This is a genomic window from Kitasatospora sp. NPDC002551 (genome assembly GCF_040296005.1).
In the GTDB taxonomy this organism is placed as follows: domain Bacteria; phylum Actinomycetota; class Actinomycetes; order Streptomycetales; family Streptomycetaceae; genus Kitasatospora.
On record NZ_JBEOWI010000010.1, the window covers coordinates 133,427 to 151,670 of the forward strand.

19 protein-coding genes are annotated in these 18,244 nt (G+C 74.5%); 6 read left to right on the forward strand and 13 right to left on the reverse strand.

Annotated features, from left to right (window positions below; all coding sequences use genetic code 11):
• Positions 1 to 108 precede the first annotated feature (108 nt).
• Together ABT093_RS12680 and ABT093_RS12685 are read left to right on the forward strand one after the other, a co-directional pair.
• Positions 109 to 558: a sec-independent translocase gene (locus tag ABT093_RS12680; protein ID WP_350563374.1), complete on the forward strand. Its 450-nt coding sequence runs from the start codon at positions 109 to 111 to the stop codon at positions 556 to 558.
• Positions 559 to 778: 220 nt separating this feature from the next.
• Positions 779 to 1,453, forward strand: coding sequence for a hypothetical protein (locus ABT093_RS12685; protein ID WP_350563376.1), 675 nt, complete (start codon positions 779 to 781; stop codon positions 1,451 to 1,453).
• Between the two features lie 71 nt (positions 1,454 to 1,524).
• Here the strand turns inward: ABT093_RS12685 and ABT093_RS12690 are convergent, their stop codons facing one another.
• The 4 genes from ABT093_RS12690 to ABT093_RS12705 all read right to left on the reverse strand — a co-directional run bounded on the left by ABT093_RS12690 (position 1,525) and on the right by ABT093_RS12705 (position 5,367).
• Positions 1,525 to 2,685 (reverse strand): Mrp/NBP35 family ATP-binding protein, encoded by a 1,161-nt coding sequence (locus tag ABT093_RS12690; RefSeq protein ID WP_350563378.1) that lies wholly within the window; start codon positions 2,683 to 2,685, stop codon positions 1,525 to 1,527.
• A gap of 56 nt (positions 2,686 to 2,741) precedes the next feature.
• On the reverse strand, positions 2,742 to 3,293 hold the full coding sequence (locus ABT093_RS12695; protein ID WP_502884212.1) for a DUF1003 domain-containing protein: 552 nt from the start codon (positions 3,291 to 3,293) through the stop codon (positions 2,742 to 2,744).
• 76 nt (positions 3,294 to 3,369) lie between these two features.
• Positions 3,370 to 4,656, reverse strand: a complete 1,287-nt coding sequence (locus ABT093_RS12700; RefSeq protein ID WP_350563380.1) for a magnesium transporter MgtE N-terminal domain-containing protein — start codon at positions 4,654 to 4,656, stop codon at positions 3,370 to 3,372.
• Positions 4,657 to 4,806: 150 nt separating this feature from the next.
• Complete coding sequence (locus tag ABT093_RS12705; protein WP_350563382.1) at positions 4,807 to 5,367, reverse strand: pyridoxamine 5'-phosphate oxidase family protein; 561 nt, start codon at positions 5,365 to 5,367, stop codon at positions 4,807 to 4,809.
• 138 nt (positions 5,368 to 5,505) lie between these two features.
• Between ABT093_RS12705 and ABT093_RS12710 the strand changes: the two genes are divergently transcribed.
• Positions 5,506 to 6,468: a DMT family transporter gene (locus ABT093_RS12710; RefSeq protein ID WP_502884205.1), complete on the forward strand. Its 963-nt coding sequence runs from the start codon at positions 5,506 to 5,508 to the stop codon at positions 6,466 to 6,468.
• A 19-nt stretch (positions 6,469 to 6,487) separates the two neighbouring features.
• Here the strand turns inward: ABT093_RS12710 and corA are convergent, their stop codons facing one another.
• On the reverse strand, positions 6,488 to 7,609 hold the full coding sequence (gene corA / locus ABT093_RS12715) for a magnesium/cobalt transporter CorA (protein ID WP_350563384.1): 1,122 nt from the start codon (positions 7,607 to 7,609) through the stop codon (positions 6,488 to 6,490).
• A gap of 494 nt (positions 7,610 to 8,103) precedes the next feature.
• Between corA and ABT093_RS12720 the strand changes: the two genes are divergently transcribed.
• Positions 8,104 to 8,745, forward strand: a complete 642-nt coding sequence (locus ABT093_RS12720; RefSeq protein WP_350563387.1) for a suppressor of fused domain protein — start codon at positions 8,104 to 8,106, stop codon at positions 8,743 to 8,745.
• 33 nt (positions 8,746 to 8,778) lie between these two features.
• Here ABT093_RS12720 and ABT093_RS12725 read toward each other — a convergent pair whose 3' ends face one another.
• The 5 genes from ABT093_RS12725 to ABT093_RS12745 all read right to left on the reverse strand — a co-directional run bounded on the left by ABT093_RS12725 (position 8,779) and on the right by ABT093_RS12745 (position 13,973).
• Entirely contained in the window at positions 8,779 to 9,639 is an 861-nt protein-coding gene (locus tag ABT093_RS12725) for a PHP domain-containing protein (RefSeq protein WP_350563389.1), read from the reverse strand.
• A gap of 99 nt (positions 9,640 to 9,738) precedes the next feature.
• Positions 9,739 to 10,377 (reverse strand): DUF6758 family protein, encoded by a 639-nt coding sequence (locus ABT093_RS12730; protein WP_350563391.1) that lies wholly within the window; start codon positions 10,375 to 10,377, stop codon positions 9,739 to 9,741.
• Positions 10,378 to 10,697: 320 nt separating this feature from the next.
• Complete coding sequence (locus ABT093_RS12735) at positions 10,698 to 10,844, reverse strand: DUF8834 family protein (RefSeq protein WP_350563393.1); 147 nt, start codon at positions 10,842 to 10,844, stop codon at positions 10,698 to 10,700.
• Between the two features lie 371 nt (positions 10,845 to 11,215).
• Positions 11,216 to 12,103, reverse strand: a complete 888-nt coding sequence (locus ABT093_RS12740; protein WP_350563395.1) for an alpha/beta fold hydrolase — start codon at positions 12,101 to 12,103, stop codon at positions 11,216 to 11,218.
• A gap of 130 nt (positions 12,104 to 12,233) precedes the next feature.
• On the reverse strand, positions 12,234 to 13,973 hold the full coding sequence (locus ABT093_RS12745) for a DEAD/DEAH box helicase (protein WP_350563397.1): 1,740 nt from the start codon (positions 13,971 to 13,973) through the stop codon (positions 12,234 to 12,236).
• A 657-nt stretch (positions 13,974 to 14,630) separates the two neighbouring features.
• Between ABT093_RS12745 and ABT093_RS12750 the strand changes: the two genes are divergently transcribed.
• Complete coding sequence (locus tag ABT093_RS12750) at positions 14,631 to 15,362, forward strand: ferritin-like fold-containing protein (RefSeq protein ID WP_350563399.1); 732 nt, start codon at positions 14,631 to 14,633, stop codon at positions 15,360 to 15,362.
• 65 nt (positions 15,363 to 15,427) lie between these two features.
• Here the strand turns inward: ABT093_RS12750 and ABT093_RS12755 are convergent, their stop codons facing one another.
• The 3 genes from ABT093_RS12755 to ABT093_RS12765 form a co-directional block, all read right to left on the reverse strand.
• A complete protein-coding gene (locus ABT093_RS12755; protein WP_350563401.1) occupies positions 15,428 to 15,760 on the reverse strand; it encodes a hypothetical protein in 333 nt (110 codons plus the stop codon).
• Between the two features lie 172 nt (positions 15,761 to 15,932).
• Positions 15,933 to 16,160, reverse strand: a complete 228-nt coding sequence (locus ABT093_RS12760) for a DUF3107 domain-containing protein (RefSeq protein ID WP_350563403.1) — start codon at positions 16,158 to 16,160, stop codon at positions 15,933 to 15,935.
• A gap of 131 nt (positions 16,161 to 16,291) precedes the next feature.
• Positions 16,292 to 16,954 carry a TetR/AcrR family transcriptional regulator gene (locus ABT093_RS12765; RefSeq protein ID WP_350563405.1) on the reverse strand — a complete coding sequence of 221 codons (663 nt, stop codon included), beginning with the start codon at positions 16,952 to 16,954 and terminating at the stop codon, positions 16,292 to 16,294.
• Between the two features lie 234 nt (positions 16,955 to 17,188).
• On the opposite strand from ABT093_RS12765, the gene ABT093_RS12770 reads away from it, so the two are divergent.
• Positions 17,189 to 18,118, forward strand: a complete 930-nt coding sequence (locus tag ABT093_RS12770; protein ID WP_350563407.1) for an alpha/beta fold hydrolase — start codon at positions 17,189 to 17,191, stop codon at positions 18,116 to 18,118.
• Positions 18,119 to 18,244 lie beyond the last annotated feature (126 nt).

Below are 18,244 nucleotides of genomic sequence, written 5' to 3' on the forward strand. Positions count from 1 at the left end.
GGCGGGTCTTCACCACGGCTTCATCACACCGGGGGTCATGGATCGGCCGACGGCCATTACGCTGTGAGGAGCGTTTGTCCGATCCGATCGCGAGCTTAGGGAGCTTTGGTGTTCAGCGACGTGGGCACACTGGAGATCCTGACCCTGGTCATCATGGCCATCGTGATCTTCGGTCCGGACAAGCTGCCGAAGCTGATCCAGGACACCATGGGCTTCATCCGGAAGGTCCGTTCCTTCGCGGACACCGCGAAGGAGGACATCCGCAGCGAGCTGGGTCCGGATTTCCAGGACTTCGAGTTCGAGGACCTCAACCCGAAGACCTTCGTGCGCAAGCAGCTGATGGGCGGCGACGAGGACCCGCTGGGCCTCAAGGAGATGCGGGACACCCTCGACATCCGCTCGGTCCTGGACGACAAGCCCGCCGCCGCGGTGAACGGCACCGGCCGCGCGGGCAGCGTCTCCTTCGACAAGTCCGCCGCCCCGGCCCCCGCGGCCGCCTCGGCGGGCGCCCCGCTCGCCCCCGGGGAGCGTCCTCCGTTCGACCCCGACGCGACGTGATCACGGCGTGACCGCGGTGTGATTCCGTGACACCACCGCCCCGCGAGCCGCACGGCTGAGCGGGGCGCTGGTGCGTGCGCCGCTATTGTGCTGATTGTTCCCGCTGTGCCGTCTGTCACTTTCCGGTCCCCTCCGGACCGAAGGCGGTCGGCAGGAGCGCCGCGGTACGCCACGATGGGAGCGCGCCACGGCAGGCACACGTCGTTGAGGAGGCCCGGGGATGGACGCGAGGAGTCAGGCGGCGGGGACGGCCACGGCCGGCGGACCCGTGGTCGGCGGACAGGCCGGCCCGGCGGACCCGCTGGTGCCGTACCTGTCCGCGGACTTCCCCTGGTACGGCCTGGACGAGGGCTGGAGCGGCCGCCGCTTCCTGCTGCCGAGCGGCTTCGGCGGCCCGCGGGCCGGCACCCACGGCACCGTGGACTACGGCAGCCTCGGCCACGGCGAGGAGCCGGCCCGCCAGTACGAGCCGCGCGACGTGCGGAAGTTCGCCGTCGTGGTCACCGTCGCCCGGCGGGAGAGCCGCCGCAGCGCCGACAACACCGGCACCCTGGAGGCGACGTCCGCCTCCTCCGCCGCCTGGCTGGCGGGCTCCGGCCTGCTCGCCGCCACCTGGCCGGGCCAGCTGGACCGCGCGCGGCGCCAGGACTGGCTGGACCAGCAGTCCACCCTCGCCTGGGACCTCGCCGACGACCTGGAGGGCCCCGGCTGGTCCACCCTCAGCCTCCCGGTGAACGGGCTGCCGCAGCCGTTCCGCTACCGCGAGTCCGAGTACGGCTGGGTGCTCGCGGGCGAGGCCCCCGGCGTCCTGCTCGGCGCCTACGGCCGCGGCGTCAGCGCCTACGGCGCCGGCTTCGCCTCCGTCCCCGACCTGGCCGCCTACACCCGCCGCTGACCCCGTGGACGCCCGCAGGGGCCCGCCGGATCCTCTCCGGCGGGCCCCTGCGGGCGTCTTCTCGCGCGGGGTCAGAACTTGTTCTTCGGGGTGAGGCCGAGGGAGAGGCCGGACAGGCCGCGCTGGCGGCCGCCGAGCTTGCCGGCGACGGCGCGCAGGGCGGCGCCGGCGGGGGAGTCGGGGGCGGCCAGGACGACCGGGCGGCCGTCGTCGCCGCCCTCGCGCAGGCGGACGTCGATCGGGATGGAGCCGAGCACCGGAACGGTGGCGCCGACGGTGCGGGTGAGCGCGTCCGCGACGGTCTGGCCGCCGCCGGTGCCGAAGACGTCGATCATCTCGTCGCAGTGCGGGCACGGCATGCCGGACATGTTCTCGATCACGCCGACGATCTTCTGGTGGGTCTGCACCGCGATGGTGCCGGCCCGCTCGGCGACCTCGGCGGCGGCCATCTGCGGGGTGGTGACGATGAGGATCTCCGCGTTGGGGACCAGCTGGGCCACCGAGATGGCGATGTCGCCGGTGCCGGGCGGCAGGTCCAGCAGCAGGACGTCCAGGTCGCCCCAGTACACGTCGGCCAGGAACTGCTGCAGCGCGCGGTGCAGCATCGGGCCGCGCCAGACCACCGGGGCGTTGCCCGGGGTGAACATGCCGATCGAGATGACCTTCACGCCGTTCGCCTGCGGAGGCATGATCATGTCCTGGACCTGGGTGGGCCGGCCCTCGACGCCCAGCATGCGGGGCACGCTGTGGCCGTAGATGTCGGCGTCCACCACGGCGACCTTGAGGCCGTCCGCGGCCATCGCCGCCGCCAGGTTGACGGTCACCGAGGACTTGCCGACGCCGCCCTTGCCGGAGGCGACCGCGTAGACGCGGGTCAGCGTGCCGGGCTTGGCGAACGGGATCTCCCGCTCGGGGGCGCCGCCGCGCAGCAGCTGGGAGAGCTCCTTGCGCTGCTCGTCGCTCATCACGTCGAGTTCGACCTCGACGCCGCTCACGCCGGGGACGCGGCCGACGGCCTCGCGGACCCGGGTGACGATGGTGTCGCGCATCGGGCAGCCCGAGACGGTCAGGTAGACCGCGACCCGCACGGCACCGCCCTCGCCGATCTCGACCGATTTCACCATGCCGATCTCGGTGATCGGACGGTTGATCTCCGGGTCGTTGACGGTCGCCAGCGCCTGGCGCACGGACTCCTCCGTGGCGCCGGCCGCGACCTCTGTCTCGTTGGCCATGCCTTGATGGTACGGCGCCGCGCGGGGTGCATAACCGGTCGGTAGCGTGCCGCGGGTCACAGCATCTCGGGGGCCTCCCGGCGCTCGTCGATCTCCTTGAGCAGCGACTGCAGTTCGGAGCGCACGAAGTCCCGCGTGGCGACCTCGCCGAGGCCCTGGCGCAGCGCCGCGACCTCGCGCGTCAGGTACTCCGTGTCGGCGATGTTGCGGTCGCTGCGGGCCCGGTCCTGCTCCATGTTGACCCGGTCCCGGTTGTCCTGCCGGTTCTGCGCCAGCAGGATCAGCGGCGCCGCGTAGGAGGCCTGCAGGGAGAGCATCAGGGTCAGGAAGATGAAGGGGTAGTCGTCGAACCGGGCGGCGTCCGGCAGCAGGGTGTTCCAGGCGACCCAGAGGATGATCGCCACCGTCATCCAGACGATGAACCGGCCGGTGCCCAGGAAGCGGGCGATCCGCTCGGAGAGCTTGCCGAAGGCCTCCGGGTCGTAGGACGGCAGGGTGATCAGCCCGGGGCGGCCGGTGCGCGGCTGGTCGAGCCGGGTGCGGGGGGTGGAGCCGATGGTGGTGGGCTCGGTGCGGCGGTCCCGGGCGCCGCCCTCGCGGGCGCGCAGCTCGCGCAGCTGGCGCAGTTCCCGCAGCTCGCCCTGGAGCCGCTGGCGGGGGGACTCGTCCCGCCGGCCCTTGCGGTCAGCGTCCACCGGTCACCTCTCTCTCGTCGGCGGGGTCGCCGTGCAGCGAGGCCTCCCGCCAGTCCTCCGGCAGCAGGTGGTCGAGCACGTCGTCCACGGTGACCGCGCCGACCAGGTGGTCCGCGTCGTCGACGACCGGCGCGGCGACCATGTTGTACGTCGCCAGGTAGCTGGTGATCAGCGAGAGCGGGGTGTCCGGCGGCAGCGGGTCGAGGTCGTCGTCGACCAGCGAGCCGACCAGGGTGTACGGGGGCTCGCGCAGCAGCCGCTGGAAGTGCACGGTGCCCAGGTACTTGCCGGTCGGGGTCTCGTTCGGCGGGCGGCAGACGAAGACCTGCGCGGCCAGCGCCGGCTTGTGGTCGGAGACCCGCACCCGGGCCAGCGCCTCGGCCACCGTGGCGTCCGGCTCCAGCACGATCGGCTCGGTGGTCATCAGACCGCCGGCGGTGTTCTCCTCGTAGGTCAGCAGCCGGCGCACCGGCTCGGCCTCGTCCGGCTCCATCAGCTGGAGCAGCCGCTCGGCCTCGTCGCCGGGCAGCTCGGAGAGCAGGTCGGCGGCGTCGTCCGGGTCCATCGCCTCCAGGACGTCGGCGGCCCGTTCGTCCTTCAGCTTGCCGATGATCTCGACCTGGTCGTCCTCGGGCAGCTCCTCCAGGACGTCGGCGAGCCGTTCGTCGTCGAGCGCGGCGGCCACCTCGGCGCGGCGCTTGGCGGACAGGTGGTGCAGGACGTTGGCGAGGTCGGCGGCGCGCAGCTGGTCGAAGGTGGCGAGCAGGTTGGCGGCGCCCTGGTTCTCCTCCGGCAGGGTGAAGCCGGTGACGTCCTGCCAGTCCAGGGTGAGCGTCTCGCCGCGCGCCTTGCGCAGCCGGCCGACCCGGCCGACCTGCACGAAGACCTTGCCGATCTCCCACTCCCGCAGCCGGGTCTGGGTCATCGCGACGTCCAGCACGGTGACGTCCTGGCCGGTCTTGGTCCAGGTGACGGTGCGGTCCAGCAGTTCGGCGAGGACCAGCGTCTCGGCGGGGCGCTGCTCGAAGCGGCGCATGTTGATCACCCCGGTGGTGATCACCTGGCCGGACTCCAGGCTGGTCACCCTGGTCATCGGCAGGAAGATCCGGCGCCGGCCGACCACCTCCGCCACCAGGCCGAGTACCCGGGGCGGGCGGCCGCCGACCCGCAGGGCGACCACGACGTCCCGGACCCGGCCGACCTGGTCGCCGTTCGGGTCGAAGACGGCGATGCCGGACAGGTGCGAGATGAAGACCCGGGGGCCTGGTCCTGCCATGGACTCCTGGACTCCCTCGCCTCGCTCGACGCCTGGTCGGGCGCGCGGGCACGCCCCGCGGCCAAGGCTACTCGGGCATCACCGCCCGGGCTCGGCGAAAGCCGGGCGAATCGGGCACCGGGGGAGAGGGGGAAGGGGCGTGGCGGCCGGTCAGCCCTTGCGGCGCTTGAGCAGCAGCTTCGGCAGGCCCGCCGGGATCGGGCGGCGGGTGGTGGCCGGGGTGGGCATCGGGACCGCGACGTGCGAGTCCTGCGGCATCGCGCCGGGCCGCTCGGCGAGTTCGGCGCCCGCCGCGCCGGCCGGCTCCAGCCGCAGCACCCGGCACTCGCGGGCCCAGCGGTCGGTGATGGTGTCGGTGTCGGGCGCGTTCAGCCGCTTGCCCTTGAGCTCCTCGACGGCGCCCAGCCAGGCCTCGCCACCCGGCGTCAGCTCGACCACCCGGGCCGGCCAGCCGGTCAGCCGGCCGCCCTTGTCCTTGCTGCGGACGGTCACCGTCGCGCCCGCCCCGCCGGCCAGTCCGTGCAGCGGCTGCTCGGCGCCGTCGCCGACCACCACCACCGCGCCGTCGTGCCAGGCGTGCCACAGCGCCCGCGCGTGCTTCTGGCCGTCCGCCCGGACCCAGAGCAGGCCGGACTTCTTCGCGGCCTCCTCCAGCAGGGCCCGGTCGAGGAAGTCGTCGGCGGTCGCGGCTGCGGCAGGCGTACGGTCCATGGCGCACAGCGTACGGCCTGCGCCGTCCGGGCGGTGTCCACGGTTCGGGCGACAGTTCCGTGGACGGCGCACGGGCCTTACCGTAGGAGCCGCCCCCGCCCGCCCCGGCCACCCGGCCCTGCCGCCCCGAGGAGCGCCGTGCCCGCCGCCCGGCCCGAGACCGCAGCCTCCGCAGCCCCCGCATCCGCCGCATCCGCCGCCCGAGCGCGCACCGGCGGCCCGGCCGGTCCCGTACGCCCGCTCCCCAGGACGGACCTGCTGCTGCTCGCCGTCTCCGTCGCCGGCATCTCGCTCTCCGCGCCGCTGATCAGCGCCACCGCCGCGCCCGCCCTGGCCATCGCCTTCTGGCGCAACCTCATGTCGGTCGGCGTGCTCGGCCCCTACGCGCTGCTGCGCCACCGCGCCGAGCTGCGCGCGGTCTCCCGCCGCGCGCTGCTGCTCGCCGTGGCGGCCGGCGTCCTGCTCGCCGTCCACTTCGCGCTCTGGATGCCCAGCCTGCGGATGACCTCGGTGGCCTCGGCGACCGCCCTGGTCACCACCACCCCGCTGTGGACCATCGTGCTGATGCGGCTGCTCGGGGTGCGGGCGCCCCGGATGGTGTGGCTCGGCACGGGGGTGGCCTTCGTCGGCGTCCTGGTGCTCACCGGCGTCGACCTCTCGCTCTCGCCGCGCGCCCTGGCCGGCGACGCGCTCGCCCTCGGCGCGGGCCTCGCCGCGGCCGGCTACATGCTGCTCGGCGCCGAGGTCCGCCGCACCGTCAGCACCACCGCGTACACGCTGGTCTGCTACGCCACCACGGCGGTCGTGCTGCTGGCGGTCTGCCTGGCCGCCGGGACGCCGCTGTCCGGCTGGTCCGCCGGGGTCTGGTGGCAGATCGTGCTGCTGATGGTCACCGCCCAGTTGCTCGGCCACTCGCTCAGCAACCGGGTGGTGCGCACCCTCGGCCCCTCGGTCACCTCGACCGCGATCCTGCTGGAGACGCCGGGCGCCGCGCTGATCGCCGCGCTCTGGCTCGGCCAGTGGCCCCCGGCCGCCGCCTACCCGGCGGTGGTGCTGATCCTGGCCGGCCTGGTCCTGGTCGCCCGCGCCGACCGGCGGTAGCCGGATCCGGGGGCCGGCCCTACAGCCAGCCGTTGCGGCGGAAGCCCCGGTACATGCCGACGCAGATCAGCACCACGCTGCCGAGCACCATCGGGTAGCCGTACTTGTGGTGCAGCTCCGGCATGTAGTCGAAGTTCATCCCGTACACGCCGGTGATCATGGTGGGCACGGCGAAGATCGCCGCCCACGCGGTGATCTTGCGCATGTCCTCGTTCTGCGCCACCGACACCTGCGCCAGGTTGGCCTGCAGCAGCGAGTTCAGCAGCTCGTCGAAGCCGTGCACCTGCTCGGTGACCCGGGCCAGGTGGTCGGCGACGTCCCGGAAGTACTTCTGGATCTCCGGGTCGACCAGCCGCTGCAGCGGCTCCGACAGCTGCTGCATCGGCCGCAGCAGCGGCGCCACCGCGCGCTTGAACTCCAGTACCTCGCGCTTGAGCTGGTACACCCGACCGACGTCGGCGCCCCGGCCGCCGCGGTTGGAGAACACCTCGAACTCGATCTCGTCCACGTCGGTCTGCAACTGGTCCGCGACCAGCAGGTAGTTGTCCACCACGTGGTCGGCGATCGCGTGCAGCACCGCCGCCGGGCCCTTGGCGAGCAGCCCGGAGCCGTCCGCGTCGGCCTCCAGCCGGTGCCGCAGCTCCTTCAGCGAACTGTGCCCGCCGTGCCGCACGGTGATCACGAAGTCCCGCCCGGCGAACACCATCAGCTCGCCGGTCTCCACCACCTCGCTGGTCGGGGTGAGCTGGTCGTGGTCGACGTACCGGATCGTCCGGAAGACGGCGAACAGCACGTCGTCGTACCGCTCGACCTTCGGCCGCTGGTGGGCGTGCACCGCGTCCTCGACCGCCAGCGGGTGCAGCCCGAACCGCTGGGCGATGCCCTCGAACTCCGCCTCGGTCGGCTCGTGCAGCCCGATCCAGCTGAACGATCCCTCACCGTCCGGCAGTTGCTTCGACGCCTTGACCAGCCGGGCCGCCTCGCGCGGGCTGCAGGTCTCGCCGTGGCGCTTGCCGTGCTGGTAGACCGCGCAGTCCACCACCGCCGACGGGCTCTCGCCCGGGTGGATGGTGTCGAACAGCGCCGCGGAACGGCGGCGGTTGGTGCGGACGGCTGCGCGCAGGCTGTTGATCATCGACATGGCAGGCTCCCTTGGGCAGGAACCGCTGCACGACGGCGCGATGACGGGCGGCCGCGGTGCGACGGCGGAGGAACACCGATGGACTCCGGCGCCTGCGGCCGTCCCCGGGTGCCTTGCCGGGGCACGCGGAAACGGAACGGCCGGACGTCGGTGGGGTGCTCTCCCGGCCGGACCGGAGATCCGCCGTGCGACCGCACGGGGAGGCTGGGTCCGCGGTGCTGGGGGGAGACCCGGCAACCGCCGAGGTCTCTCAGGCCCGCTGTTTCAGCCCGCGCGCCGAGGGGTACGGGGAAGGCGATCGGGCCGGGTAGAGCTGCCGGTACTGCATGGTCGGCTGGTATCCACCGCAACCACCTCCTTCGCGCCGCTGCCCCGGGGGAGGAGGTCCGCCGGTAGCCAGTCGCTCACACTAACATCCGAACCGCCTTCGCCGCGCCCGCGTTCACGTAAAGGCCGTGCCAACGGCCCGCGGCCCGCGGGTTACGCTCACCGGCATGGCCCACGACTTCCCGCTCTTCGGCGACCCCTCCGGCGGCAGCCCGCACGGCCCCTCCCGCGCGGCGGTGCTGACCGCCGTCGAGGCCCGGCTGCTCACCGTCTTCGGCGAGCCGAGCGGCCGCGCCGCCGTCACCTTCCTCGGCGCCGACCGCGTCGAGGTGCTGCGCTTCGGCCCCGACGCCGAGGGCCTGGTCCGCTACGCGACCCTCGGGATGTCCGCCGCGCCGATGGCCGACCCCACCGCGGCGGTCGTCGACCAGGTTCGCGGCCCGCGCGCCGAACTGGTCCTGACGGTCCGCGGCGGGCGCGACGGCGTGCTCCGCGCGCTGGCCACCTTCGCCGCGGCGCCCCAGGTGGAGGGCCTGGTGGTGGCTCCCGGCGGCTCGCTGGACCTCGGCGCCCCGCTCTGGGACGGCGCGCCGTTCACCTCCGTCCTGGCGGCCGAGCCCGGCGGGCTGGTGGAGGACGTGGAACTGGACGATCCGGCCGACCCGGTGCGCTTCCTGCCGCTGCTGCCGATGACGCCCAACGAGGCGGGCTGGAAGCGGGTGCACGGGGCGGCGGCGCTGCGGGAGCGCTGGCTCCAGCACGGCACCGACCTGCGCGACCCGGAGCGCCGGGGCGTCCGGCTGGACTGACCCGGCGTCACCGGCCGGTATCCGGGCGCGCGTTCAGCCGCCGATCGGCTTGGCGCCGGTCGCCTGGTCCACCAGCGCCTCGTAGACCGCCGGGTCGGTGGTGTGCTCGCCGAGCCGCACGGTCTTGCGGGCACCGTGGTAGTCGCTGGAGCCGGTGGTCAGCAGTCCCAACTCGGCGGCCAGGCCCCGCAGATGCTCCCGGGTGGGCTCGTCGTGGTCGACGTGGTCGACCTCCAGCGCGGCCAGTCCGGCCGCCGCGAGGTCGGCGATGACCCGGTCGGAGACGGTCCGTCCGCGCTTGACCGCCCCGGGGTGGGCGAACACCGGTACCCCGCCGGCCTCCCGGACCAGCCGGACCGCCGTCACCGGGTCGGTCTCGTGCTTGCGGACGTCCGCCCGCCCGCCGTTGGCCAGCCAGTCCGCCGTGAACGCGTCCGACACGGTGGCCACCACGCCCGCCTCCATCAGCGCGCTGGCGATGTGCGGGCGGCCCACCGAGCCCGTCCCGGCGATCCGTCGCACCTGCTCCCAGCTGATGTCCGCGCCCAGCTCGCGGCAGCGCTCGACGATCGCCCGCCCGCGCCGGAACCGGTCGGTGCGCACCAGTTCGCGCTCGGCGGCGAAGGCGGGCTCGGCCGGGTCGAAGAGGTAGGCGAGCAGGTGCATCGAGATGCCGTCCACCACGCAGGACAGCTCCGCGCCGGGGACGAGCGTCAGCCGGGTGCCGGCCGGCAGCGCGTGCACCGCGTCGGCCGCCTCGGTGTGGCCCGCCACGGTGTCGTGGTCGGTCAGCGCCACCACGTCCAGCCCGGCCCCGACGGCCGCCGCGACCAGTTCGGCCGGGCTGTCCGTGCCGTCGGAGGCGTTGCTGTGGGCGTGGAGGTCGATGCGCACGGGTGGTGCTCCCTGGGGTCGGCGCCGGCGGCGCTGGCGCCGGCACGGCCTGCCGGCGGGGTGAGGCCCAGGATAGTGCGGACCGCGGCGGGGGACGGCTCAGCCGAGCAGCCGGGGCGAGAGGGCCCCGCAGGGCAGCAGGTCCAGCTCGGCGCCGGCCTCCCGCAGGTCGGTGAGCACCAGCTCGTCGTACATCACCAGGGCCGACTGCTCCGGCCAGGCCACCGCCCAGAGCCACAGGCCGCGCGCCTCGCCGGCGAACACCGCGCGGTCCGCCGGGGCGTCCGGCACGTGGAACATCGGCGTCGGCCGGCCGGCCGCCATCAGCTTGGCGTCGGCGGGCTTGTAGAGGGTCACCGAGTCGCCCGGGTCCGGGCCGGGCAGTCCCGCGTAGCGGGCACCGAGCCCCACGCCCAGTTCCTCGGCGATCAGCACCAGTTCACCGAAACCGCCCAGCGGGGCCGGCCCGGAGCAGGCGACGGCGGTGGCCCGGGCCCCGGAGACGTCGTCACCGACGTGCGCGATCCCGGTGTACAGCCAGCCGACCGGAAGCGGCCAGGGCAGCCAGACGGGGACCTGCGAGCGGGCGACGGCGACGCCGAGCGCCTCCACGCTCGGGGGCAGCACCGGTTGCATCGGGTGCACGGCGCCGTGCCGGTCGCACTGCCACGTGTCTGAGAACAGACCGGGGGCGCGGACCCGACCGGCGCACCTCGGGCAGCTTGGCTCGCCCCTCATAGCCGACAACGCTCCTCCCTCCGGACCGCCGCGTCAAGGACGATCACCCGTACGGAGGGCGGCTCGGCGGCACCTGTCGGTGGCGGGTGCCCGCGCGGCGCGGGGTGGGCGCGGTACGGGCGGCTCCCGTTGGGAAATGTCCAGCGGGAGGCGACGGCAAACGTCGGCGGCGTGCGCCCGGGTGCGCGCCCGGACGCGCTGACGCCCCGTTGTCGCTGCTGCGATGACGGGGCGTCAGTCGGGTATCGGGACGTCCGGATCGGACGGGCCGGGTTCGTCGGCGGCGGGGGAGTGCTCGGGCTCCCGGGGGCCGCGCCCGGTCAGACGGTCGGGCACGGACGGATGAGCAGGCGTTCGCCGGTGCGGGCGGCGGCCTGGACGAGCTCGCGGACGGTCTCGGCGTCGGCGATGAGGCGGTCGGTGGCGGTGCCGTGGGCGTCGTCCAGTCGGAGGATCTCGAAGCGCATGGGCCTGTCCTTTCCTGGCCCCGCCGGGCGGGGCGGTCGTGGCTGAATCGGAATCAGCCCTGTCGGGGTCGGTCGGGTCGAGTCGTCGACCGTTCGCTGTCGCGGCAAAGCGGGCTCCCCCCTGCTCGCCAGAGGCGCGTGGTCCCTCGTGAACCACACTGCGGTGGCGCTGCTACCGGGTCGTTGCCCGTCCGTGAAGTCCTGGTTTCGGATGGATCGCGTCGGCGGAACGCCGACGGCACTGTCGACGATGTTTCCAGGACCGAATCAAATATTACCGCAACTAACGAATTTTGTCGCCCCCCTTGTACCAGGGGCCTCCGTGGACCGTCCAGGCAGGGCCCCGGTCGCTGCCCCCGAGGGCGCCGGGATCAGCCCCAGAGGGCCAGCAGGGCCTCGGCGGTGGCGGCCGGCCGATCGGCGTTCGGGGAGTGTCCGGCGTCCGCCACCACCACCCGGCGGGCGCCCAGCCGCCGTGCCATCGCGGTCTGCTCCGGCACCGGCCACGCGTAGTCCCGCACCCCGGAGACCACCAGGGCGGGCAGGCCGGCGGCGACCACGGCGGCCAGCTCGTCCACCCGGTCCGGCGCGGCGACCAGGTGGCCGCCGGTGGTGATCAGCGCCTGCGGCACGTTCGCCAGCCACCGCCGGTGCAGGAAGCCGGCCACCTCGGGGGAGGGGCGGCGGGCGCGGTCGCCGCTGCCCTCCTCCATCTGCTGCATCACCTGCCAGATCTCCTCCAGGCCCATCGTGGGCAGGACGCCGATCAGCAGCCGGGTGCGCTCCGCCTCGGCGGGGTCGATCGCCCCGGGTCCGGTGGACATCAGCGTCAGCGACGCCCACGGCAGGGCCGTGCCGGCGGTCGCCTCCGCCAGGACGGCCTCACGGACCACCTGGCCGCCGAAGGAGTGGCCCAGCAGGTGCAGCGGCCCGGGGGAGCCCTCGGCCCGCAGCGCGGCGGTGAGCGCCCGTACGTCGGCGCCCAGCGCGGCCACCGCGTAGGCGGCCGGGTCGTCCGGTCCGCCGGTCTCGTACTGCCCGCGCTGGTCGACGGCGGTCACCCGGTAGCCGGCCGCGGCGAGCGGCTCCAGCAGCGCGATGAAGTCCTCCTTGCTGCCGGTGAACCCGGGCACCAGCAGCGCCGAGCCGCGCACGGGCCCGGCGGGCTCGGCCCGCAGCGCGGCGAACTCCCCGCGCGCCGTCACCACCCGCAGCGCACGCGCGCAGGGCGGAAGGGTGAGGAACGGCGGCGTGCTCATGGAACCTCCGGCGACCGGGGCGAACTGGCGGGTAACCACGAGCGTAGGGCGTGTCGGGAGCGCCGGTTCCGTCCGGGAACGCCGAAGGGGCGGCCCGGGAGTCCGGGCCGCCCCTGTCGGGGAACGCGGGTCAGCTCTCCGGGGTCGCCTCGGGGGCGGCCGCCGGGCGGCGGGTCCGGGTGCGGCGGCGCGGGGCCGGGGCCTCGGCCGGGGCGTCGGCGGCCTCGGCGGGAGCGGCGGTCGCGGCCTCGGCGGGAGCCTCGGCCTTCGCCCGCGAGCGGGTCCGGGTGCGCTTCGGCTTCTCGGCGGCCGGGGCCTCGGCGGCAGCCGGCTCGACGACGGCGGCCTCCGCGACGGCGGTGGCCACGGCCTCGACGGCCACGCCCTCGCCCTCGCCCGCCGCGCGCGAGCGGCGACGGCGGCGGCGCGGCGCCGCACCCTCGCCCTCGGCGCCCTCGACGGCGGTGGCGGCCGGAGCCTGCGGCGCGACGGGCGCGTCCGCCGCTCCGTCGACGACCGTCACGGCCTCGTCGACCGCGCTGCCCCGGCGGGTGCGCCGGCGCTCACGGGGCTTGCGGGCCGGCTTCTCCTCGGCCGCGGCCCCCACGGCGGCCGCGGGCCGGCCGGAGCCGCCCCGCGCGCCGCGTCCGCGAGCGCCGGAGCGCGAGCCGCGCCCGCCGGTCTCGCCGAGGTCCTCGACCTCCTCCGCGCCGAGCCCGGCGCGGGTCCGCTCCGAGCGCGGCAGGATGCCCTTGGTCCCCGGCGCGATCTTCAGCAGCTCGTACAGGTGCGGCGAGGTGGAGTAGGTCTCCTCCGGCTCGTTGAACGGCAGGTCCAGCGCCTTGTTGATCAGCTGCCAGCGCGGGATGTCGTCCCAGTCGACCAGGGTGACGGCGGTGCCCGAGGCGCCGGCCCGGCCGGTGCGGCCGATCCGGTGCAGGTAGGTCTTCTCGTCCTCGGGGCACTGGTAGTTGATCACGTGCGTGACGCCCTCGACGTCGATGCCGCGGGCCGCGACGTCGGTGCAGACCAGCACGTCGACCTTGCCGTTGCGGAACGCGCGCAGCGCCTGCTCGCGGGCGCCCTGGCCGAGGTCGCCGTGCACGGCGCCGGCCGCGAAGCCGCGCTGGGTCAGCTGGTCGGCGACGTCGGCGGCGGTCCGCTTGGTCCGGCAGAAGATCATCGCCAGCCCGCGGCCGTCGGCCTGCAGGATGCGCGAGACCATCTCGACCTTGTCCAGCGAGTGGGCACGGAAGATGTGCTGCTCGATGTTGGCGACGGTGGTGCCGGTGTCGTCCGGCGCGGTGGCGCGGATGTGCGTCGGCTGGCTCATGTACCGGCGGGCGAGGCTGATGACCTGGCCCGGCATGGTCGCCGAGAACAGCAGGGTCTGCCGCTTGGCCGGCAGCATGGTGATGATCTTCTCGACGTCCGGCAGGAAGCCGAGGTCGAGCATCTCGTCGGCCTCGTCCAGGACCAGCGCGCGGACCTTGGCGAGGTTCAGCTTCTTCTGGCCGGCCAGGTCGAGCAGACGGCCGGGGGTGCCGACGACGATGTCGACGCCCTTCTTCAGCGCCTCGACCTGCGGCTCGTAGGCACGGCCGCCGTAGACGGCCAGCACGCGCACGTCGCGGACCTTGCCGGCGGTCTGCAGGTCGTTGGTGACCTGGGTGCACAGCTCGCGGGTCGGCACGACGATCAGCGCCTGCGGGAACTCGGAGAGCTCCTCCTCCTGCGCGCGCCCGGCGTCGACGTCGGCCCGCACGACGACCCGCTCGATCAGCGGGAGGCCGAAGCCGAGGGTCTTGCCGGTGCCGGTCTTGGCCTGGCCGATGACGTCGTGGCCGGTCAGCGCGACCGGCAGGGTCATCTCCTGGATCGGGAAGGGGTGGACGATGCCGACGGACTCGAGGGCCTCGGCGGTCTCCGGGAGGATCCCCAGTTCCCGGAAGGTGGACTTCGTGGGTTCAGCGGTGGTGGACAGGGTGCTGCCTCTTCCGTGTGGAGGGCCGAGAGCGAGCGGCGGGCGGGCAGCCGCGCGGCTGCGTACGGGCCTGGACGGCCTCGAATACAGCTGCGCGGACGCACAACCGCGCCGGTCCCTGCGGCCGGCCGGTGCGCGCGGCCCGGTCAAGGGGCGCGTCGCCGGCGGCGTCGGGGAGGATTCCCGTGAGGGACCTGCGCGGGACCTGCGCCGGCTGGCGCGGTCTCGGCGGCCCTCGCTCGGCCACTGATGCGGTGCCAAGGCTTGAAGTCCAAGCCCTGGTCGGAGCCGATCGGCTCTCCGACCGGGCATCCGCGTACGTTGAGTCCCCGTGCTTCCGTACGGCGCGTCCTTCGGTGGACGGAGCCGCTGCGGAGCGGGCTTGCGCGGCACACCGAGACGGCGGTGACACCGTGCGAGCACGACGGGCCTCCGTACCACCATACAGTCACCCGACGACTCGAACACGTGACGCGGACGACATCGCAGGTCGGAGAGGTGGAAGAGGTGTCCCGCGACGGACCGGCACTAAGGTGGCGGGTCATGGAGAACCGTGGTGAGACGCAGGACGACGTGGCGGCCGGCTCGATCGGCGACTGGGCGACCTGCGCGGCCGACCCGGGCTACCGGGCGGCCGTACTGGACCTGCTCGGCGCCCTCGCGTACGGCGAGCTGAGCGCCTTCGAGCGGCTCGCCGAGGACGCCAAGCTGGCCCCCGACCTGGCCGACAAGGCGGCGCTGGCCCGGATGGCCTGCGCCGAGTTCCAGCACTACCAGCGGCTGCACGACCGGCTCGCCGAGGTCGGCGCCGACCCGCAGGAGGCGATGCGGCCGTTCGTCGAGCCGCTGGAGCTCTTCCACCGGATGACCGCGCCCTCGGACTGGCTGGAGGGCCTGGTCAAGGCCTACGTCGGCGACGCCATCGCGACCGACTTCTACCGCGAGGTGGCCGTCCGGCTGGACGACGACACCCGCGAGCTGGTCCTCGGCGTCATGTCCGACACCGGGCACGCGCAGTTCGCCGTCGACAAGGTCCGCCAGGCCATCGAGGCCGACCCGCGGGCCGGCGGCCGGCTCGCGCTGTGGGGCCGGCGGCTGATGGGCGAGGCGCTCAGCCAGGCGCAGCGGGTGGTCGCCGAGCGCGACGCGCTGTCCAACCTGCTGGTCGGCGGCGTGCGGGTGCAGGGCTTCGACCTGGTCGAGGTCGGCAAGATGTTCAACCGGATCACCGAGGCGCACACCCGCCGGATGGCGGCGCTCGGCCTGGCCTCCTGACCCCGGGACGCTCCGCGCGCCCGGGACGCGCCGGGCGTCCGGGGCGCCCGGACGGCGCGGGCGGCTCAGGCGTGCCGGTGGCGCCGGTGCGCGCCCGCCCGGTGCGCCCTGGCCCGGTGCGGACGGTGGCGGTGCGCGGGCGCCCGCCCGGCGGCCAGGTCGGGCCGGGCCAGCAGTGAGGTGAGCAGGGCCGAGGCGACCGCCGAGACCGCGATGCCCGCCGCCGGGTACCGGCCGTCCAGGGTGAAGTGCGCGATCACCCCGGCGAGCAGCGCCGCACCCACGGCCGTGCCCAGGGTCGGCGCCCGCCCGGCCGGGAAGTACGCGGGCCAGGACACCAGCGCGGCGGCGCCGACGACCACGCCGACGAGGGCGAAGGCGAACGTCTCGACCAACAAGGATGCCTCCCCGGGGTACGGGCTCCCGGCACGCGGCCGGCCGCACTCCTCGCCGTACCCCGGCCGCCCCGGCCGTACACCCGGACCCCGCCGCTCCCGGCCGCCGGCCCCGGACACGACGGTGCCCCGTCCCCTCGGCCGAGGGAACGGGGCACCGAACGAGGCCCGTGGCTCAGAGCGTGCCGAAGCCGACCTTGCGCGCGGCCGACTCGCCGATCTCCACGTACGCCAGCCGGTCGGCCGGGACGATCACGCGACGGCCGTGCTCGTCGCTCAGGGAGAACAGCTTCTCGGTGCCCTCCAGCGCCTTCGCGACCGCGTCCTGGACCTCATCGGCAGTCTGCGAGCTCTCGATCACGATCTCGCGCGGCGCGTTCTGCACGCCGATCTTGACCTCCACGGCTTCCGTCCCTCCGGGGTTGCAGCCATCCACGCGCGGCACCGCACCGCCTGGGACAAGCGGGCCCGGCGACCGCGCCGTACGGCTTCACCATAGAGCACCGGATCGGCACCGAGGCGAAGGTCCGGGGATCACCGGCCTGCGGAGGGGCCCTCCGGCGACTCGCCGTTGGGGTGCATCGGGAAGCCCTTGAGCCCGCGCCAGGCCAGGCTGGCGACCAGCCGCACCGCCTCGTCGCGCGGGATGTCCAGGCCCTGCGACAGCCAGTACCGGGCGGTGATCTGGGCCAGGCCGCAGACGCCCGCGGCGAGCAGCTTGGACTCCGCCTCCGGCAGGTCGGTGTCCTCCTGGATCACCTTGCTGACCAGCGTCGCACTGGCCTCGGCGGCCCGCTCGACCCGCTCGCGCACGGCCGGCTCGTTGGTCAGGTCCGACTCGAAGACCAGCCGGAACGCGCCCGACTCGCTGGAGACGTAGTTGAAGTACGCCTCCATCGTCGCGGCCACCCGCAGCTTGTTGTCGGTGGTCGTCTCCAGCGCCTCCCGGGTCGACTCGACCAGGGCGTCGCAGTGCTTGTCCAGCAGCGCCAGGTAGAGCTCCAGCTTCCCGGGGAAGTGCTGGTACAGGACCGGCTTGCTCACCCCGGCACGGTCGGCGATGTCGTCCATGGCGGCCGCGTGGTAACCCTGCGCGACGAACACCTCCTGGGCGGCACCGAGCAGTTGTTCGCGGCGGGCGCTTCGCGGCAGGCGGGCACCGCGCGGGCGCTCCTGCGCCTCCTGGATGGCCGTCACGGCGCTCCTCACTTCACGGGTCGTACGGGGTCGGCAAGATGACCGAATTCTACTTTCGGGTAACCGCGCCCGCGCTTGCCAAGCGCGAGAAATACGGCGATCCCCCTTGTCAGGAGCCCACAATACGGCGCCCACCACGGCCGTCGGCAGTGCTGAGCACGAGGGAATGGGGAACCCCGGGGCACCGGACGGCCCGTGGGCCGCAGGGGCACCGGCTCACTACCATCGTCCCCCATGAACAGCGCTGAGCAGCAGATACTCCCGGAACCGGCCGCCCTGGCACCGCTGCGCACCGTCGAGGTGCCCGGCGCGACCCTGGCCGTGCACCGGGCCGCCGGGGACCTCGCCCCCGGCGGCGGGCGGGCGCCGGCGCTGTTCGTGCACGGGCTCGGCGGCTCCGCCGCCAACTGGACGGAGCTGATGGCCCGGCTCACCGGCCGGCTCGACGGCGAGGCCGTCGACCTCCCCGGCTTCGGCGACTCCGCCCCGCCCGCCGACGGCAACCTGGGCCTGTCCGGGCACGTGCGCGCTGTCATCGGCTACCTGGAGGCCGGCGGCCGCGGCCCCGTCCACCTCTTCGGCAACTCGCTCGGCGGCGCCGTCGCGGTGCGGCTCGCCGCCCTGCGCCCCGACCTCGTCCGCAGCCTCACCCTCGTCTCGCCCGCGCTGCCCGAACTGCCCCCGCAGCGCACCGCCTGGTCCACCGGACTGCTCGCCGTCCCCGGCCTGCCCGCGCTGCTGCGCCGGCTGCCGGCCGGCCGGCGCGGCCCCGAGCAGGTCACCGACGACCTGCTCCGGCTCGCCTACGGCGACCCCGGCGGTCTCTCCGAGGCCGCCCGCGCCGAGGCCGTCGCCCAGTACCTGCGGCGCATCGAGGTACCGCACGCGATGCCGGCGCTGGCCGGCTCGGCGCGCGGGATCGTCTGCGCCTACACCGAGCGCGGCGAGCAGGCGCTCTGGCGGCAGGCCACCCGGGTGAAGGCCCCCGTCCTGCTGGTGTACGGGCTGCGCGACAAGCTCGTCTCGTACCGCTCCGCCCGCCGGGCCTGCGCGGCCTTCGCGGACTCCCGGCTGCTGGTGCTCCCGGACTCCGGGCACGTCGCCATGATGGAGCACCCCGACGCCGTCGCCCGCGCGGTGCGCGAGCTGGTCGAGCGGGCCTGAGCGCCGGCCCCGCCGAGGGCGGGGCACGACGGACACCCGGTGATCGGCCGCAGTTAACGCCAAGATCGGGACGAGGTCACCCCGGTTCACTCGTTCAGGTGGCAGCCAGGCATGTGACCGATGGAT

What these genes read in the sequence shown, in the direction of transcription:
- ABT093_RS12750 (WP_350563399.1), top strand. Translation starts at nt 14,631, where the DNA reads ATGGAGAACCGTGGTGAGACGCAGGACGACGTGGCGGCCGGCTCGATC.
- ABT093_RS12730 (WP_350563391.1), bottom strand. Translation starts at nt 10,377, where the DNA reads ATGAGGGGCGAGCCAAGCTGCCCGAGGTGCGCCGGTCGGGTCCGCGCC.
- ABT093_RS12720 (WP_350563387.1), top strand. Translation starts at nt 8,104, where the DNA reads ATGGCCCACGACTTCCCGCTCTTCGGCGACCCCTCCGGCGGCAGCCCG.
- ABT093_RS12770 (WP_350563407.1), top strand. Translation starts at nt 17,189, where the DNA reads ATGAACAGCGCTGAGCAGCAGATACTCCCGGAACCGGCCGCCCTGGCA.
- ABT093_RS12735 (WP_350563393.1), bottom strand. Translation starts at nt 10,844, where the DNA reads ATGCGCTTCGAGATCCTCCGACTGGACGACGCCCACGGCACCGCCACC.
- ABT093_RS12690 (WP_350563378.1), bottom strand. Translation starts at nt 2,685, where the DNA reads ATGGCCAACGAGACAGAGGTCGCGGCCGGCGCCACGGAGGAGTCCGTG.
- ABT093_RS12745 (WP_350563397.1), bottom strand. Translation starts at nt 13,973, where the DNA reads ATGACCCTGCCGGTCGCGCTGACCGGCCACGACGTCATCGGCCAGGCC.
- corA (WP_350563384.1), bottom strand. Translation starts at nt 7,609, where the DNA reads ATGTCGATGATCAACAGCCTGCGCGCAGCCGTCCGCACCAACCGCCGC.
- ABT093_RS12685 (WP_350563376.1), top strand. Translation starts at nt 779, where the DNA reads ATGGACGCGAGGAGTCAGGCGGCGGGGACGGCCACGGCCGGCGGACCC.
- ABT093_RS12705 (WP_350563382.1), bottom strand. Translation starts at nt 5,367, where the DNA reads ATGGACCGTACGCCTGCCGCAGCCGCGACCGCCGACGACTTCCTCGAC.
- ABT093_RS12740 (WP_350563395.1), bottom strand. Translation starts at nt 12,103, where the DNA reads ATGAGCACGCCGCCGTTCCTCACCCTTCCGCCCTGCGCGCGTGCGCTG.
- ABT093_RS12700 (WP_350563380.1), bottom strand. Translation starts at nt 4,656, where the DNA reads ATGGCAGGACCAGGCCCCCGGGTCTTCATCTCGCACCTGTCCGGCATC.